The sequence below is a fragment of the Egicoccus halophilus genome (genome assembly GCF_004300825.1).
GTDB classification, from domain to species: Bacteria; Actinomycetota; Nitriliruptoria; order Nitriliruptorales; family Nitriliruptoraceae; genus Egicoccus; species Egicoccus halophilus.
In genome coordinates this window covers 594694-611290 of record NZ_CP036250.1, presented here as the reverse complement: position 1 = coordinate 611290, position 16597 = coordinate 594694, and the positions used below count along the sequence as shown (strand labels likewise).

Annotated in this window: 15 protein-coding genes; 3 read left to right on the top strand and 12 right to left on the bottom strand. The window is 74.9% G+C overall.

The window, feature by feature from the left end; genetic code table 11:
* Positions 1 to 71: 71 nt before the first annotated feature.
* Positions 72 to 1361 (bottom strand): geranylgeranyl reductase family protein, encoded by a 1290-nt coding sequence (locus ELR47_RS02830; protein WP_130648507.1) that lies wholly within the window; start codon positions 1359 to 1361, stop codon positions 72 to 74.
* A gap of 417 nt (positions 1362 to 1778) precedes the next feature.
* Positions 1779 to 2528, bottom strand: a complete 750-nt coding sequence (locus tag ELR47_RS02825) for a class I SAM-dependent methyltransferase (RefSeq protein WP_229730550.1) — start codon at positions 2526 to 2528, stop codon at positions 1779 to 1781.
* A gap of 185 nt (positions 2529 to 2713) precedes the next feature.
* On the opposite strand from ELR47_RS02825, the gene ELR47_RS02820 reads away from it, so the two are divergent.
* Positions 2714 to 3280, top strand: a complete 567-nt coding sequence (locus ELR47_RS02820; RefSeq protein WP_130648506.1) for a MerR family transcriptional regulator — start codon at positions 2714 to 2716, stop codon at positions 3278 to 3280.
* On the top strand, positions 3277 to 4569 hold the full coding sequence (locus ELR47_RS02815; protein WP_130648505.1) for an isochorismate synthase: 1293 nt from the start codon (positions 3277 to 3279) through the stop codon (positions 4567 to 4569). Before ELR47_RS02820 ends, ELR47_RS02815 begins: the two co-directional genes overlap by 4 nt.
* A 47-nt stretch (positions 4570 to 4616) precedes the next feature.
* On the opposite strand, the gene menD is transcribed toward ELR47_RS02815, so the two are convergent.
* Genes menD through ELR47_RS02795 form a run of 4 tightly spaced genes read right to left on the bottom strand, consistent with a single transcriptional unit; the run spans position 4617 to position 9185 of the window.
* Positions 4617 to 6374, bottom strand: coding sequence for a 2-succinyl-5-enolpyruvyl-6-hydroxy-3-cyclohexene-1-carboxylic-acid synthase (menD, locus tag ELR47_RS02810; protein ID WP_205745412.1), 1758 nt, complete (start codon positions 6372 to 6374; stop codon positions 4617 to 4619).
* Between the two features lie 5 nt (positions 6375 to 6379).
* Positions 6380 to 7360 carry an o-succinylbenzoate synthase gene (locus ELR47_RS02805; RefSeq protein ID WP_130648504.1) on the bottom strand — a complete coding sequence of 327 codons (981 nt, stop codon included), beginning with the start codon at positions 7358 to 7360 and terminating at the stop codon, positions 6380 to 6382.
* Positions 7357 to 8253 carry a 1,4-dihydroxy-2-naphthoate polyprenyltransferase gene (locus ELR47_RS02800; protein WP_130648503.1) on the bottom strand — a complete coding sequence of 299 codons (897 nt, stop codon included), beginning with the start codon at positions 8251 to 8253 and terminating at the stop codon, positions 7357 to 7359. The genes ELR47_RS02805 and ELR47_RS02800 overlap by 4 nt, the downstream gene beginning before the upstream one ends.
* Positions 8253 to 9185, bottom strand: a complete 933-nt coding sequence (locus ELR47_RS02795; RefSeq protein ID WP_130648502.1) for a 1,4-dihydroxy-2-naphthoyl-CoA synthase — start codon at positions 9183 to 9185, stop codon at positions 8253 to 8255. Before ELR47_RS02795 ends, ELR47_RS02800 begins: the two co-directional genes overlap by 1 nt.
* An 85-nt stretch (positions 9186 to 9270) precedes the next feature.
* On the opposite strand from ELR47_RS02795, the gene ELR47_RS02790 reads away from it, so the two are divergent.
* Positions 9271 to 10491: an AMP-binding protein gene (locus ELR47_RS02790; protein WP_130648501.1), complete on the top strand. Its 1221-nt coding sequence runs from the start codon at positions 9271 to 9273 to the stop codon at positions 10489 to 10491.
* Positions 10492 to 10508: 17 nt separating this feature from the next.
* Here ELR47_RS02790 and ELR47_RS02785 read toward each other — a convergent pair whose 3' ends face one another.
* The 6 genes from ELR47_RS02785 to ELR47_RS02760 form a co-directional block, all read right to left on the bottom strand.
* A complete protein-coding gene (locus ELR47_RS02785; protein ID WP_130651188.1) occupies positions 10509 to 11243 on the bottom strand; it encodes an anti-sigma factor in 735 nt (244 codons plus the stop codon).
* Positions 11240 to 11812: an ECF RNA polymerase sigma factor SigK gene (gene sigK, locus ELR47_RS02780; RefSeq protein ID WP_130651187.1), complete on the bottom strand. Its 573-nt coding sequence runs from the start codon at positions 11810 to 11812 to the stop codon at positions 11240 to 11242. The genes ELR47_RS02785 and sigK overlap by 4 nt, the downstream gene beginning before the upstream one ends.
* Before the next feature lie 179 nt (positions 11813 to 11991).
* Positions 11992 to 13230, bottom strand: a complete 1239-nt coding sequence (gene ccsA, locus ELR47_RS02775) for a cytochrome c biogenesis protein CcsA (protein ID WP_130648500.1) — start codon at positions 13228 to 13230, stop codon at positions 11992 to 11994.
* Positions 13227 to 15002 (bottom strand): cytochrome c biogenesis ResB family protein, encoded by a 1776-nt coding sequence (locus ELR47_RS02770; protein ID WP_130648499.1) that lies wholly within the window; start codon positions 15000 to 15002, stop codon positions 13227 to 13229. The genes ccsA and ELR47_RS02770 overlap by 4 nt, the downstream gene beginning before the upstream one ends.
* Before the next feature lie 98 nt (positions 15003 to 15100).
* Positions 15101 to 15850, bottom strand: coding sequence for a cytochrome c biogenesis CcdA family protein (locus tag ELR47_RS02765; RefSeq protein WP_130648498.1), 750 nt, complete (start codon positions 15848 to 15850; stop codon positions 15101 to 15103).
* Positions 15851 to 15852: 2 nt separating this feature from the next.
* Positions 15853 to 16452 carry a TlpA family protein disulfide reductase gene (locus tag ELR47_RS02760; protein ID WP_130648497.1) on the bottom strand — a complete coding sequence of 200 codons (600 nt, stop codon included), beginning with the start codon at positions 16450 to 16452 and terminating at the stop codon, positions 15853 to 15855.
* Between the last annotated feature and the right edge of the window lie 145 nt (positions 16453 to 16597).

The following is a 16597-nucleotide window of genomic DNA, read 5'->3' as shown; positions in this document are numbered from 1 at the left end:
GGCCGTCCGGGGCCGCCGCACGGCGGCACCGACCCGGGCCGGGACCGTCACACGTGATGGCGAGAGGACGTTCATGCCGCCGGTGCCAGACGCTGGAGCGTGTTGATCAGCACGTCCTTGGTGTCGGCGGGGCGCGCGTCGGTGAGGTGGGCCATCAGCTTGAACACCAGCTGCATCAGCGGCCGGTGCGGCATGCCGTACTCCGTGCACACGTGCATCACGGCCGGGTGCCCGACGAGTTCGGCGAAGACCTTGCCCAGCGTGTAGTAGCCACCCCACCGCTGCCGCAGCTCGGCGTCGTAGGCGTCGAGGTCGGCGGTGCGCTTGGTGACCAGCGCGCCGTCGACCACCTCGGCGGCCAGGCGGGCGGCCTCCATGGCGTAGCTGATCCCCTCGCCGTTGAAGGGATTGACCATGCCCCCGGCGTCGCCGACGAGCAGGACGCCCCGCTGGTGCAGCGGCGTGCGGTTGAAGCCCATCGGGATCGGCCCCGAACGGATCCGTTCGGTGCGGTTGTTCTCGGTGGTCTCCCACTCGTCGGCCAGCCCGCCCGCCCACGAGGTGAGCAGCTTGCGGTAGCTGACGGCCTGGAAGTCCTTCGAGGTCGACAGCAGCCCCAACCCGACGTTGAGCGTCCCGTCGTCGAGCGGGAAGATCCAGCCGTAGCCCGACAGCAGGTCACCCTCGGCGTCGCGCAGGTCGAGGAACGAGCTGATCCACGGGTCGTCGGCACGCGACGAGCGGTAGTAGGTGCGCGCGGCGACCGCCATCGGACGGTCCTCGCGTCGCTTCACCCCGAGGGCGCGGGCGAGGCCGCCACTGGCGCCGTCGGCGGCGATCACGACCGGCGCGCGCACGATGCCCTCGCGCTCGTCGGCGTCCTTCCAGCGCACCCCCGCCACGCGGGACTCGCTGCCGTCGCGCCACACCGGGCCGGTCACCGTCACGCCCTCGTGCAGGCGGGCGCCCCGACGCTCGGCCAGGCGGGCGACCGCCTCGTCGAACACCTTGCGGGTCGCGGTGGCGCCCCAGCCCGGCCAGTCGTCGAGCTGTGGCCAGGGCAGCTCCATCACCGTGTGACCGCCGTGGATCCGCAGCCCCTGCTGCGTGGCCCAGCCGTCGACGCGACCGTGGGCCTCGTCGCGCATGCCGAGCTCGAGCAGTTCCTTGACCACGCGTGGGGTGAGCCCGTCGCCACAGACCTTGTCCCGGGGGAACGGGTCCTTCTCGAGCAGGACGACGTCCCGGCCCAGCTCGGCCAGGTGCGCCGCGGCGGCCGCACCACCCGGTCCCGCACCGACGACGACGACATCGGCATCGGTCACCGGGGCCAGCGGCCCTCCGGTGGCGTCGCGCGACATGGTCGGCTCCTTGGCGGAACGGGGTTCGGCACGGGCGGTCCCGTGGGTGCTGCGGCGACGACCGGGACGGCGCTCGCCGTCCCCGGTTGTCGGTGGTTCGAGGACGGACGGGGTGGCGTCCGCCTGCCGTACGCCGGGGCCGCCGCGCGACCGTCACGGTGCGCCGCACCGCGACGAGGCACGCGGGGGGACCGGGACGGGGCGACGGGCGCCCCGCGGGCGGACGCGTCCACCTGCGAACACGCCCACTCGTGAACGCGTTCACAAGCTCGGTGCCCAGTCTAGCTCTTCTCGCGCCGACCGTGGAACGCGGCCCTGGCGGGAGGGGTCACCCGGCCCTGGACGGCTCGACCCGCACCTGCGGTTCGTGACGCACCGGCGCGGTTCCACCGTCGCCCGTCCGCCCCCGGGAGGCGCTCAGGCCCGCACGCCGCGATGGACCGCCACGATGCCGCCGGCGAGGTCCTTGACCCGCACCTCGGCGTAGCCGGCCGCGACGATCCAGTCGGCGACGGCGCGCCGGTCGGGCCAGGCCAGGATCGAGTCCGCCAGGTAGCGGTACGCCGAGGGCGAGGAGGACACCACCTTGGCCATCGCAGGCAGGGCCCCCACCAGGTAGCGGCGGTAGACGGCTCGGAACGGCGCCCAGGTCGGGTTGGCGAACTCGCACACCACCACCCGCCCGCCGGGACGCGTGACCCGGGCGAACTCGCGCAGTGCCCGGGCCGGGTCCGGGACGTTGCGCAACCCGAAGGAGATGGTGACCGCGTCGAAGCTCGCGTCGGGGAAGGGCAGCGCCTGCGCGTCGCCGTTCACCCAGTCGATGTGGTCGTGTCCGCGGCGGGCACCTTCGGCGAGCATGTTGAACGACAGGTCGAGCGCGGTCACCCGCCGAGCACCGGACGCGACCAGCTCGACGGCGACGTTGCCGGGCCCGGCCGCGACGTCCAGCGCGTGCGCACCAGCCGGCTGCGCCGCGCGGGCGGTGACGCGGCGCCAGTGGGCGTCCTGCCCGAGCGAGAGGGCCGCGTTGGCGAGGTCGTAGCGGGGCGCCACCTGGTCGAACATCGCCTGGACGAGGGCGGCTTCCTTGCCCTCGCGGCCGGCCGCCGGGAGTCGTTCGCCGTCACCGCCGCCGCTGCGACGGGCCTCGGAGGTGGTGGTCACGGCGCGACGGCTCCTGCACGGGTGCGGACGAGGGGTGCGGCTGCACGCTGGCCCGCGAGGCTACTGCACCCGTTCCCGCCCCCCGGTGCCGGTGGTCGCGGCGGTCGCCGGTCGGCCGGCGACCGCCACCGGGCACCGGGACGGGGTCGCCTAGCCTGTCGGGCGTCCCCGAGCGCGAGCGCACCATGGCAGGCGAGCACGACCTCGACCCACCCGACGCCGCGCTCGCGCGGGCCGTCGAGCGGCCGCCCGCGCCGTGGTCGAGCGACGACGACCGCGAGGCGCCGTTCACCCTCGACGACGTCGCCGAACAGGTCGGCGCCGGCCGGGCCCTGCTCGACGCGGTCGCCCGGACGGGGCTGCTGCTGCCCCACTCCGTCGACGAGGACGGCGTGGCGCGCTACTCGGCCGCCGACGTGGCGTCGGTCCGGGCGGGGCTGACCCTGCTCGAGGCCGGCCTGCCACTCGGTGAACTGCTGGACCTCGCACGACGGACCGACGCGGCGGTGGGCGAGATCGCCGAGGCCGCCGTCGACGCCTTCCTGCAGTTCGTCCGGGATCCCGTGCGCGGGACGGCCGCCAGCGAGGACGAGGCGACGCAGCGGCTGGTCACCGCCTACGAACGCATGCTGCCGGCGACCGAGCGACTGGTCGCCCATCACCTGCGTCGACGGGTCCTGCACGACGCGGCCCGCCGGATCCCGGCAGCGCTCGCCGACGATCTCGGCGCCGAGACCGGGAACGGCGGATGAGGCTGCGGGTGCGCACGGTCGCCCTCGACGACGACCGGCCCCTGCTGTCGCTGCTGCCCCGCGCCGACGACGGCACGGGACCGGCCGACGCGGTCGCCTGGGTACGCACGTCGGCCCGGGCCGGGGACGCACCCGCCGACGAGGGGCTGGTCGGCTGGGGCACGGCCGCGCGCCTGTCCCCGGGCGCCGGCCCGCACCGGTTCGCGGCCGCCGAGGCCGCGCTGCGCGCGCTCGACGTCGACGAGCGCGACGAGGTGTCCGACTTCGGTACGGGGCTGGTCGGGTTCGGCACGTTCGCGTTCACCGACGCCGGTGAGGGGTCGCTGCTGGTGGTCCCGCGGGTCGTGATCGGACGCCGGGACGGGGTGACGTGGCGCACCACGGTCGAGGTGGTCGACCGGGTCCTGCCCGCCCTGCCGGGCCTGCCCGCGGCGGGTGCGGCGTTGGCCGACCCGGCCCGTGACCGGGCCCGGTTCGCCGGTTCGTCGCAGCCCGACGTCCACTGGCTCGAGGCGGTGGCGCGCGCGGTGGAGCGCCTCCGTGCCGGCGAGGCCGCCAAGGTGGTGCTGGCCCGCGACCACGCGGTGTGGTCCGAGCAGCCCTTCGACGCCGGCGACCTCGCCCGCCGTCTGGCCGCCCGGTTCCCGCGCTGCCACACCTTCGTCGTCGACGGGTTCGTCGGGGCCACCCCCGAACTGCTGCTCGCGCGACGGGGGCGGGCGGTGTTCTCCCGGGTGCTGGCCGGCACCACCGGGCGCAGCGACGACGAGGCGCAGGACGCCGCGCTCGGGGCGGCACTGCTCGCCTCGGCCAAGGACCTCGAGGAACACCGGTTCGCGGCCGAGTCGGTGCGCGACGTGCTCGCCCCGCGGTGCGCCGACCTCGTCCACGACGACACGCCGCGGCTGCTGCGGCTCGACAACGTCCAGCACCTCGCGACCGCCTTCGAGGGGACGCTGGGCGCGGACCGCTCCGCGCTCGAGGTCGTGGCCGCGCTGCACCCCACCGCGGCGGTCGGCGGCACCCCGCGTGGGCGTGCCGTGGCGATGATCGCCGAGCTCGAGGGGATGGACCGGGCCCGCTACGCCGCCCCGGTCGGGTGGACCGACCGCGACGGCGACGGCGAGTGGGGCATCGCGCTGCGGTGCGCCGAGCTCAACGGTGCCCGGGCGCGCCTGTTCGCGGGTGTCGGCATCGTCACCGCCTCGCTGCCGGAGGCCGAGCTCGAGGAGACCCGGCTCAAGCTGCTCGCGATGCAGGCCGCGCTCGGCGAGGACCCGGCACGCTGACCCGGGTCGCGCCGCCCGTCACGGGGGCGGCGCGCAGCGGGCGGCGCTCAGGCGAGCGCGTCCAGGGCGGCGTGCACCTCGGCGGTGAGGCGGCGGTGCAGGGCGAGGTTGTCGGCCCGGTCGGTGCGCACGTGCACGAGCCCGATCCCGCCAGCCCGGCGCGCGGCGTCCACCGCCGGGACCAGGTCGGCCGCCGCGGCGACCGGCGTGTACCCGAGCCGGTGCAGCCGCGCGAGATCGGCCAGGTCGCGTCCGTGCGGCGTGCCGAAGACCCGCTCGAACGCGGCCGGGAACCGGTGCTGGGGCAGGAACGAGAAGATCCCGCCACCGTCGTTGTCGACCACGACGATCGGCAGGTCGATCCGTTGCGCGTCCGGGGCGAGCAGGAAGCCGTTGGCGTCGTGCAACAGCGACAGGTCACCGGTGAGCGCCACCGTCGGCCGCGTCCCCGCCAGCGCGACCCCGAGCGCCGTCGACACGAACCCGTCGATGCCCGACGCCCCGCGGTTGGCCAGCACGCGCAGGTGCTCGCGTGGGGCGAGGAACTGGTCGAGGTCGCGGATCGGCATCGAGGAGGCGACCACCAGGGTCGTGCCGTCGGGCAGTCCCGCGGCGAGGTCGCGGGCGACGCGTGGTTCGCTGGGGGCGGCCTCCGCGTCGAGCACGCGGTCGCCGACCTCGCGCACCCGCGCGTCGGCCGTCCGCCAGCGCTCCGACCACTCGGAGCTCGCCGACACCGCCAGCGCGTCGCGCAACGTCGCCGCGGTGAGGCCGACGTCGGCGACGAGCAGTTCCGCGACCGCCCGCTCGGGGTCGTGCCAGGCACCGTCCGGGTCGAGCAGCAGCTGCGGCACGTCCGGACCGAGCAGCCGCGCCAGGTTGCGCGACAACCCGGTGCGACCGACCCGCAGCACGAACTCGGGCCGGTGCGCCGCCGCGAAGCCGGCGTGTCCGAGCAGCAGGTGCGCCGAGGCGACGACCTGGTCGCCGTACCGCACGTTCGAGGTCGGTTCGGCGATCACCGGCCACCCGGCACGACGGGCCAGGTCGAGCACCGGGGCCGCGTCGGCGGCGGTCTGCCCGACCACGACCAGACCGCGTTCGGTGCCGGCGATGCGGCCGGCGAGTGCCTCGAGCTCCGCCGCCGGCGCGTGCCGCGGCGTGCGGTCGACCACCAGCCACGGCCGCCGCCCCGAGCGGCCCGCGAGCGGCCCGGCGAACGGTCCCGCCGCGGCGGTGCGTCCGTCGTCGGTCAGCGGGACGGTCGGCTCGCGGAAGGCGAGGTTGACGTGGACGGGGCCCGGCGGGCCCGACAGGCCGCGGGCCTCCGCGAGCGCCCGGCAGGTCGTCGCCCGCCAGTAGCCGACCACCCCGGGCCGGTCCTCGGGCACCCCGACCTCCACGAACCAGCGCACCCCCCGGCCGAAGACGCCGAGCTGGTCGATGGCCTGGTTCGCGCCGGTGCCGCGCAGCTCGGGTGGCCGGTCGGCCGTCAGCAGCACCAGCGGCACCGCGCCGGTGTCGGCCTCGACGACGGCCGGATGCAGGTTGGCGACCGCCGACCCGCTGGTGACCACCACGGGGGCCGGCCGGCCGGTCGCCCGGGCCAGCCCGACGGCGAGGAAGCCGGCGGAGCGCTCGTCGACCTGGACGTGCAGGCGGATGCGCGGGTCGTCGTGCAGCGCCAGCGCGAGCGCGGTCGAGCGCGAGCCGGGCGCGAGGACCGCGTCGGTGACGCCGTTGCGCGCGAGCTCGTCGACCAGCACGAGCGCCAGCGCGTGGGAGGGGTTCGCGGCCGCGTCCACGGGTGTCAGGCCTCCCCGTCGCCAGCGCGGCCCTCGAGCACCGCCGCGGCGGCCTGCAGACGCTCGAGCAGGTCCGCCATCCGTTCGGGCCCGGGCGCCGCCTGGTCGAGCATGGCGGGCTCGGGTGCCACCCGCCGCACCGGCAGGAACCCGTCCTCGGGCACCAGCGGCCGGTCGGTGACGTCGGCGGCCAGCAGTGTCGCCGTGCCGAGCCCGCAGGCGTGCGGCAGCTCGGGCAGCGCCGCCGCCAGGGCGACACCGGCCGCCAGGCCGACGGAGGTCTCGAGCGCCGAGGACACCACGGCCGGCAGCCCGGCGGCGTCGATCACCTCCAGCGCCCGGTGCACGCCGCCGAGCGGCTGGACCTTGACCACCACCACGTCGGCGGCGTCGAGGCCGGCCACCCGCAGCGGGTCCTCGGCCGTGCGCACCGACTCGTCGGCAGCCAGCGGGACCGGCACCCGGCGACGGACCTCGCGCAGCTCCTCGAGGGTGACGCACGGCTGCTCGGCGTACTCGAGTCCGCCGGCGACCCGGTCGAGTCGCGTCAGTGCCAGCACGGCGGTCTCCACGTCCCAGGCACCGTTGGCGTCGACGCGGACCCGTCCGCCCGGTCCGAGTGCGTCGCGGACCGCGGACACGCGGGCGAGGTCGTCGGCGAGGTCCTGTCCGGTCTCGGCCACCTTCACCTTCGCGGTCCGACAGCCGCTGGCCGCCACCAGGGCGTGCGCCCGTTCCGGGTCGACCGCCGGCACGGTGGTGTTGACCGGGACCCGGTCGCGCACCGGATCGGGGAACCCGACCGTGGCCGCCTCCCGTGCCGCGGCCAGCCACCGCGACGCGTAGGCCGGCCCGTAGTCGGGGAACGGCGAGAACTCGCCCCATCCGGCCGGCCCCTCGAGCAGCACGCCCGCGCGCGAGGTCACCCGCCGGAAACGCAGCCGCATCGGCACCTCGAACAGGCGCAGGCCGGTGAGCGCGCTCATGTGCGCGACTCCGTGAGCCCGGTCGCCACGGCCAGCGCGAGCGCGAACAGCACCGCGTACGCGAGCTGTCCCTTGGCCGTCCGTTCCAGCGCCTCGATCAGCCGCGGCCCGAGGGCCGCGTGGCGTACCAGCTGCACGCCGGGCCACAGCAGCGGCAGGCTCAGCAGCGGCAGCGCCAGCCACCCCTCACCGGTGAGGAGCGCGAGCGGCAGCAGCACGACGAGCGCCGCGGCGACCAGCCCGACGTAGAGCCGGCGCGTGCCGGACTCGCCCAGCCGGACGGCGAGCGTGACCTTGCCCGCCTCCCGGTCGGTCGGGATGTCGCGCAGGTTGTTCACCACCAGCAGAGCGGTCGCCAGACACCCCATGGGGATCGCGGCGAGGACGGCCACCAGTCCGAACCCCTCGTCCTGGACGTAGGTCGAGCCGACGGTGGCGACCAGGCCGAAGAACACGAACACGAACACCTCGCCGAGCCCGGCGGAGGCGTACGGGCGCGGACCGCCGCTGTAGCCGAGCGCGGCCAGCATCGCCGCCAGCCCGACCAGCAGCAGCTCCCACCCGACGAGTACGGCCAGCCCGAGCCCGGCCACCGCCGCGACGGCCAGCGCCGCGGCGATGGCGCGCTTCATCGCGCCCGGCGCGACCAGGCCGCTCGCGACCGCCCGGCGCGGACCGACCCGTGCCTCGGTGTCGACGCCCCGGACGCCGTCGAAGTAGTCGTTGGCGTAGTTCACCGCCACCTGCAGGGCCAGCGCCACCAGCAGCGCGAGCGCGAACCGCAGCCACGACACGTCCGTCAACGGCGTGCGCGCGGCCGCCGTACCGACCAGCACCGGCGCGAGCGCCGCCGGCAGCGTCCGCGGCCGCGCCGCCTCGACATACGGCGTCATCAGTAGTGGTACGGGTACGGCGACCAGTCCGGCTCGCGCTTCTCGAGGAAGGCGTCGCGGCCCTCCTGGGCCTCGTCGGTGCCGTAGATCAGGCGCGTGGCCTCGCCGGCGAACACCTGCTGGCCCATCAGGCCGTCGTCGGTGAGGTTCATGGCGAACTTGAACATGCGCAGCGCGGTGGGCGACTTGCCGTTGACGGTCGCGGCCACGTCGAGGGCCGCGGCCTCGAGCTCCGCGTGGTCGACCACGCGGTTGACCATGCCCATGCGGTGGGCATCCTCGGCGGTGTAGGTGTCACCGAGCAGGAAGATCTCGCGGGCGAACTTCTGCCCGACCTGCCTGGCGAGGTACGCCGAGCCGTAGCCGCCGTCGACCGAGGCGACGTCGAGGTCGGTCTGCTTGAACCGGGCGTGCTCCCGGCTGGCGATCGTCAGGTCGCACACCACGTGCAGCGAGTGGCCACCGCCGGCGGCCCAGCCCGGCACGACGCACACCACCGCCTTGGGCATCGTCCGGATCAGCCGCTGGACCTCGAGGATGTGCAACCGCCCCGCCCGGGCCGGGTCGATCGTCTCCGCACCCTCGGCGCTCGCGTAGCGGTAGCCGTCGCGGCCGCGGATGCGCTGGTCCCCGCCGGAGCAGAACGCCCACCCGCCGTCCCGGGGCGAGGGGCCGTTGCCGGTCAGGAGCACGCAGCCGACGTCGGGCGTCATCCGGGCGTGGTCCAGTGCCCGGTACAGCTCGTCGACGGTGTGCGGACGGAAGGCGTTGCGGACCTCGGGCCGGTCGAACGCGATACGCACCGTGCCCCGGTCGACCACCTCGCCGTCGGGACCGGTGCCGACCTCCCGGTGGTAGGTGATGTCGGTGAGGTCGAAGCCCTCGACAGCGCGCCAACGGCTGGCGTCGAACAGGTCGGAGACCACGCGCATCCTTTGCGTACGGGGCGACGGCGCTCCCGCTCTACGCTAACACCGGCGCGGAAGGGCTCCGCGCGTCAGCTCGGGAGGATGTCGGGTGCCAGCACGCCTGGTCGCGCTGCGGGCCACGCCCGAGCGGTTCGTGACCGAACTCGACCGGATCTGGGCCGACGGCGACGCGGTCCTGCCGATCCCGGCCAACGCCCCGGCCGCCACCGTGCAGCGCACGCTGCGGGCGCTGCGACCGGCACGCTTCCGCCATCTCGACGACGACGGCGGGTTCGTCGACGAGCCGCTGGGTGACGCGCCCGACGTCGCCGAGGGCACCGCCCTGGTGGTCGCGACCTCCGGGTCGACCGGCCGGCCCAAGGGCGTCGTGCTGCCCCACGAGGTGCTGCAGGCGTCGACCCGGACCAGCGTCGAACGGCTCGGTTGCCGCGACGGCGAGTCGTGGCTGCTGGCCCTGCCGATCCACCACGTCGCCGGCATCCAGGTGGTTCTGCGCTCACGTGCGCTGGGCACCGAACCGGTCCTGAGCGCCCCGGGTGGGAACGCGTCCGACCCCGGTGGTGCGGCGCACGTGTCGCTGGTGCCGACCCAGCTCATGCGTCTGCTCGAGGCGCGGGCGCCGCTGTCCGACTTCCGCAACGTCCTGCTCGGCGGGGCCCGACCGGAGGCGTCGCTGCTCGACGCGGCCCGTGACGCGGGCGTCCACGTGGTCGTCTCCTACGGCATGACCGAGACCGCCGGTGGCTGCGTCTACGACGGCCGGCCGCTCACGGGGGCCGAGGTCGAGGTGGTCGCCGCCGGCGGAACCGGCGCCGAAGGCGGAACGGTCGCGGCCGACGGGGACACGGGCCGCATCCGCATCCGCGGCACGCTGCTCGGGTCGGGCTACCGCACCCGCACCGGGACCGTCCCCCTGGTCGACGACGACGGCTGGTTCCTCACCGGCGACCTCGGTCGGTGGCGTCCCGACGGCACCCTCGAGGTGTTCGGGCGGGTCGACGACGTCGTGGTCTCCGGCGGGGTCAACGTCCCGGCCGGCGCGGTCGCCGCCTCGCTGCGCAGCCACCCGCAGGTGCGTGACGTCGCCGTCACCGGCCGACCCGACGCCGAGTGGGGCGAGGCGGTCGTGGCCGTGCTCGTCCCCCGGGACCCGCAGCGGCCGCCGACGCTGGACGAGCTGCGTGAGCACGTCCGCCGCGAGTACCCGGCGACCTACGCCCCCCGCGCCGTGGTGGTCGTGGAGGCGCTGCCCCGGGACGCGATGGGCAAGCTGCCGCGCACGGCCGTGAAGCTGCTCGCGGAGTCCTGAGCCGCGGCCGGCGTCGGTCAGGTGTCGAGCTCGAGCACCATCACCGGGTCACCGCTGGGCTGCGGTGAGCCGCCGTCGGGCTCGATGGTGACCCCGATCGCGGCCGTGCCGGCGAAGTCGCCGTCGAGCATCCGGCTGACCCGGCCGTCGTCGTCGACGTCGAACAGGGCGGCCGGTGTCGCGCCCGCGTCGTCGATCAACCACAGCTCGTAGACGTGCTCGTGGGGCGCCGGCGGCATGTTGTCGACCAGCAGCATGGCCTCCCCCCGGCTCGGGGCGACCACCACCCGCACCAGCGCCCCGCCCTCACCGGCGTGCTCGACCCACTGCGCGTCGGGCGCGGCCATGAGCTCGGCGACCCGGGTCTGGTCCTGCTCGAGCGCGTCGAGCCGACCGCGCAGGTCGCCGACCAGCACGCCGAGGCCCACGGCGACCACCGCGACGATCGCGGCGGCCGGCACCAGCAGTCGCTGCCACCACGGCGCGCCGCCCGCCGGTCCGGCGTGCTCCTCGCGCGGCGGCGGCGCCTCCTGCCGGGTCTGGTCGATCTGCGCCAGCACCCGCGCCCGCAGTGCCGGCGGTGGCGGCTCCGCGGCCGCGGCCCCGAGCCGGGCGGCGGTCGCCTGCAGCTCGGTGACCTCCTGGGCACAGGCGGCGCACACCCCGAGGTGCTGCTCGAAGAAGCGCCGCTCGTCGTCGGGGAGGGCGTCGGCGGCGTAGGCGCCGGTGAGCAGGTGGATGTCGGCGGTCACGAGGCCACCCCCAGCGCGTCGCGCAGACGGATCAACCCGTCGCGCATGCGGGTCTTGATGGTCCCCAGCGGGGTGTCGAGCAGTTCCGCGACCTCGCGGTAGGTGTAGCCCTTGTAATAGGCGAGCTCGACCGCTTCGCGCTGCAGGTCGGTCAGGGCCCCGAGCGCGGCACGCACCTGTTCGTGCTCGAAGCCCACCTCGACCTCCTCGGCGACCTCGTCGAACGCCCGTTGGTGCTGACCACGTCCCACCCGCTCGGTCCGGCTCCGGCTCGCCTGCTCGGAGCGGACCCGGTCGATCGCCCGCCGGTGGGCCATGGTGAGGATCCAGGTCGACGCACTGCCCCGATCGGGGTCGAAGCGCGCCGCCGTCCGCCACACCTCCACGAGCACCTCCTGCGCGACCTCCTCGGACTGCGCCGGGTCACGCACCACCCGCCGGATCACGCCGTAGACGACGCCGGCGACGCGGTCGTAGAGCCGGGCGTAGGACTGCTGGTCGCCGCGGGCGACCTCCACCAGCAGCTGCTCGACGCTGACCGGCCCGTCGCCGGGCACCACCGACTCCAGGCGTCGGCTCCGACCGTCGGGCCCGACGGAGGGTTGCTCGTCGCTCACCCTGACCTCGTGTCTGGGCGGTCCCGCGCGGGACCTTCCGTCACGGGTTCGTCGTCACCCGCCGGCAGGGTTGCTCCGGAGCCCCGACGCCTGGGCCGACGCGCGTCGGGCGTGGCACCGGACACGGGCGCTCAGGACAGTCCGGCGTAGGAGTGCAGGCCGACGAACACCAGGTTCACGGCGTAGTAGGTGAACATCAGCACCGCGAACGCACCGATGCCGATCCAGCCGGCGCCACGTCCGCGGGTCCCCTTGGTCGCCCGCGCGTGCAGGTAGGCGGCGTAGGCGATCCAGGTCAGGAACGACGCGGTCTCCTTGGGGTCCCAGCCCCAGAAACGACCCCAGCTCTGCTCGGCCCACATCGCCCCGGCGATGACCCCGAAGGTCCAGGCGAAGAAGCCCAGGGCGATGATCCGGTAGGCGAGCCCGTCGAGGGTGGACGCCTGGGGCAGGAACGGCACGAACCAGCGCGCCACCAGCGCCAGCGCGACCAGCACCAGGTTGACCGTCAGCGCGCGGGTGAGGCCCTCCTGGAGGGTGGTCGTCGGCGTCGCCACGAAGACCCACGACACCGTCGAGGTACCCAGGAACGTGCCCACGGCCAGCCGCAGCGGCGAGATCGCCGCCCGCATGGCGTTGCGCTCCGCCTCGCGCGGCAGCGTCGCGACCTCGTGGTCCTCGTCGGGCGCGACGCGGCCGGAGACGTCGCGTCCGGGGTCGTCGGCACCGCGGTCGCGCTCGTCGTCGACGACGCCCGGTGCGAGGTCGTCGATGTGGGCCGCACCGACCGTCGACCGGCCGGTGGGCACGGCCCTGGCCGCCGCGAGCCCCTGCTCGGCGGTGTCGCGCAGCAGGTGCAGTCCGTTGAACAGGAAGCCGACGGTGAAGATGCCGGCGGCCACGACGATCACGGTGACGTGGAAGGTCCGCCACCAGGTGTCGAGGATCGGCATCAGCGGACCCGGGTCGGCGTAGGTCAGCATCGCCGAGCTGACCACGACCGCCGCCGCCAGCATCACGAAACCGACCAGCTCCGGCTTGCGGCGCACGAGCGTGAGATACACCAGACCGACCAGGGCGCCGGCGAGCGCCATCGCCGAGGTGAACTCGAACATGTTGCCCAGCGGCAGGCGGTTCTGTGCCAGGCCGCGCACGATCTCGTGGGCGACGTGGGCGGCGACCGCCGTCCAGGCCAGGGCGATGCCCAGCCGCTGCAGGCGTTCCCCGACCGGCCTGCCGCTGCGGGTCTCGTGCAGCGCCACCCGGGTCGAGAGCGCGTAGAGGCAGACGATGGCCGCACTGACGTAGAGCAGCAGCGTGACCGGGCTGTAGAGCAGGCGCGACAGGTCGGCGAGCTGGTCCTGGCTCATCTTCTCTCCGGTGCCTCGTCCCCCGCGGGGGCGGTGTCGGCGGTCACGGTGGGCGCGGACGACGCTGCGGCGCTTGCCGCACCGACCGGGCGCCCGTCGGGGTCCCCGGCCGGGCCGTGGGCCGGGGGGTGGGCCGGCTGGCGGACCAGTTCCCCGTCCAGTTCGCGGGCCAGACGTCGGACGAACGCGGCGTGCTCGTCGTCGAAGGCCTGCGGACGCTGGAAGGCGCGCCCCGCGACGGTGACGATCGTACGGCCGTCCGTGACGTCGCGCTCCGCGACCACCCACAGGCGACGACGGTAGGCGTACAGGGCCGGCCAGAGCCCGCCGAGCAGCAGCGCGCTGGCGAGCAGCAGGTACGGGATCTGCGGCCGCACGCTCATCTGGAACCCGACCCAGCGCCGCAGTTCGACGAACCGGATGGTCACGCCGTCGCCCATGTCGACCTCGGCACCCTCACGCAGCCAGGCGCCCCCGGCGCTGTCGAGCGCCGACGTGTCCAGCTCGTTGATGGTCTGCTGGGTCCGGCCGAGCTGCAGGTCGCCACGGAACATCTGGAACAGCACCAGCGGCGCGTCGGCGAACGGTGCGCCGGTCGGCACCGGGTTGCCGTCGTCGCCCTCGGGGGCGTAGGGGTAGAAGAACACCGACAGGCCGAGGTCGGGGTTGGCGGCCGGCGCCTTGACGGCCGCGCGGAAGTGGCCGCCGTCGGTCGCGGTGGCGGTCAGGAAGTCCTCGAAGACCACCTCGCCGTCCACCTCGACCTGGACCAGTGGCGCATAGCCCCAGTCGAGCTGGTGGATCTTCATGCCGTCGACGACCAGCGGACGGTTGCCCTCGACCACGGCCTCCTCGACGGTGCCGTCGGCATGGGTCATCCGCACGTCGGAGCGGAACAGCGTCGGCTGCCCGGCACCGGGCGCGAGCGGGTCGCGGACCCAGTCGACGTGGAACTCGTCGAGGTCGAGGACCCAGCCGCGGTGGGAGTCCTCGGTCCACCAGCGGCCCGGCTGGTAGGTCCAGTACGACACCGGTGTGTCGGCGAAGCGGGCACCCTCGACGACCGCGCGCTGGCCCTCGAAGGTCAGCAGCTGACCGAACACGATCGCCGCGAGCAGCACGTAGAAGCTGAGATGGAACAGCAGGCTGCCACCCTCACGGGACCACAGCCCCTTCTCCGCGGCGACCTGCGCCGGCGGCCCCGCCGCGGCGAGCCCGTCCGCCGCCGCCGTCCGCTGGGTACGCACCCGCCAGCGCGAGCCGCGCAACAGCTCGGCGGCCGTGGCGTGCGCCTCGTCGGCCGGCCGGTCGGTGGTGAGCCGGGCGACGACCTCCTGGCGGCCGGCGTTGCGGGTCAGCGGCGGCTGGCTGTGGCGCACCAGGCGGACCCAGCCGCGGATGCGCGGGACCAGGCAGGCGGTGAGGCTGAGGAACAGCAACAGCAGGGTGGCCAGGAACGCCGGGGAGCCGTAGACGTCGAAGGCCCCGAACGCGTCGAGGACGGCCGAGACGGCCGTGCCCGGGCCCTCCACGCCCGTCCGCCAGTCGTCGACGGTCTGCCCGACGTTGGGTTCCTGGGGGACGACGGTCGCCACCAGCGTCCACAGCCCCAGCAGCGCCAGCAGGTACAGCGCCGTGCGCATCCGCACCAGCCACCGCCAACCCATGACGACCGACGACCAGACGAACGCGAGCGGGCCCGTGCCGCGGCGGCGCGGCGGTCGGACCTTCGGGTTCGCCTCGGGAGGCGTGGTGGAGTCGGTGCCGGTCACGGCGGGGGCTGCCTCGGGTCGACGGGGTGGGGCGGGAGGAGACGGGCAGGAGGTGGTTCCTAATTTTCTTTGGGGGGGGACGACCGCCGGTCGTCGGCTCAGATCGGCGGCTCGAACCCGACGATCAGTGGCCGCAGCAGCCGGATGAACTGGTCCCACGCACCGGTGGCGATCGCCACGCCGACCAGCGCGAGCAGCGAGCCACCAGCGACCTGCAGGGTCCGGGCGTTGCGCTTGAGCACGTCCAGCGCACCGGACAGGCGGCGGAACAACAAGCCGAAGACGATGAACGGTACGCCCAGGCCCAGCGCGTAGACGAAGCCCAGGAAGGCCCCGCGGGCGGAGACGCCCTCGGTGACGCTGGCGGACATGGTCAGGATGGCGCCGGCGGCCGGACCGATGCACGGCGTCCACCCGACGCCGAAGACGAAGCCGAGCATGGGCGCGGACGCGAGCCCGGTCGGGGCGCGGTCCAGCAGTCGGAACTCGCGCATCAGCCGACCGCTGGCCATCAGCACCCCCAGCACGGCGACCAGGCTGCCCATCGAGACCCGCGCCGCCGTCGAGCGGGCGAGCACGTCGAACGCGGCCACGAACGAACCGAGCATCACGAACGGGATCGCGAAGCCGATCACGAACAGCAACGAGCCGAGCGCCACCCGGCCGCGGGCGCGCGCGCCGGCGTCGGCGAGGTCCTCGCCCGACAGGCCGGTCATGAACGACAGGTAGCCGGGCACGAGTGGAACGACGCACGGACTGGCGAACGACACCAGCCCGGCCGTGAACGCGATCGCCGCCGCCACCAGGACGTTCGCGTCGAAGATCAGGACCTGGACCGTCTCTCCCATGGCTACGGCCCCGCCGGCGCGGCGTCGGCCGACGCGCCGGAGGCCAGGACGGCCTCGGCCAGCGCGACCACCTCGATGGCGTCCCGCGGCGAGCCGAACAGGCGGGCGGCGACCCGGCCCTGCTCGTCGAGGAACAGCGTCGTGGGGATGGTGCGGGCCCCGACGCCGCCGTAGCGCGAGGCGTAGACGTTGTCCGGGTCGAACAGGCTCGGGTAGGGGATGTCGAACTCACGCTCGTGGGCGAGCGCGTTGGCCCGGGCATCCTCGATGTTGACGCCGACGAACGCGACCTCGTCGTCGGGCAGCATCCCGTGGGCGGCGTTGAGGTGGGGCTGCTCCACCCGGCACGGACCGCACCACGACGCCCAGAAGTTGACGACCACGACCCGTCCCCGCAGGTCGGCGATGGTCACCTCGCCGCCGTCCTCGCCGAGCACCGGCATGGCGTCCTGCGGGGCCGGCTGTCGGTCCTCGGCCGCGATCGGGCAGACCCCCGGGCGCACGCCGGGGATGTCCTCGCAGTCGGCGGCGCTCGACGAACTCGTGCACGCGGTGGCGACGAGGGCGAGCGCGGCCAACAGACCGGTCAGGACACGGGACACGACGGGGCGTTCCTGTTCACTTCGGCGGACCAGCCACGGACCCCCAGGGTGCCCGGCCGTTGTCCGAACTGCCAACACCGCGCGCCCCCACGCTCCCGGCGGCCGACCACGACGCGCGCGGCGACGACGACGCCCGCCGCGAGGG

Coding starts and splice junctions, on each gene's coding strand:
- ELR47_RS02820 (WP_130648506.1), top strand. CDS start 2,714: ATGGCAGGCGAGCACGACCTCGACCCACCCGACGCCGCGCTCGCGCGG.
- ELR47_RS02795 (WP_130648502.1), bottom strand. CDS start 9,185: ATGCGCGTGGTCTCCGACCTGTTCGACGCCAGCCGTTGGCGCGCTGTC.
- ccsA (WP_130648500.1), bottom strand. CDS start 13,230: ATGAGCCAGGACCAGCTCGCCGACCTGTCGCGCCTGCTCTACAGCCCG.
- ELR47_RS02800 (WP_130648503.1), bottom strand. CDS start 8,253: ATGACGCCGTATGTCGAGGCGGCGCGGCCGCGGACGCTGCCGGCGGCG.
- ELR47_RS02815 (WP_130648505.1), top strand. CDS start 3,277: ATGAGGCTGCGGGTGCGCACGGTCGCCCTCGACGACGACCGGCCCCTG.
- ELR47_RS02805 (WP_130648504.1), bottom strand. CDS start 7,360: ATGAGCGCGCTCACCGGCCTGCGCCTGTTCGAGGTGCCGATGCGGCTG.
- ELR47_RS02765 (WP_130648498.1), bottom strand. CDS start 15,850: ATGGGAGAGACGGTCCAGGTCCTGATCTTCGACGCGAACGTCCTGGTG.
- ELR47_RS02830 (WP_130648507.1), bottom strand. CDS start 1,361: ATGTCGCGCGACGCCACCGGAGGGCCGCTGGCCCCGGTGACCGATGCC.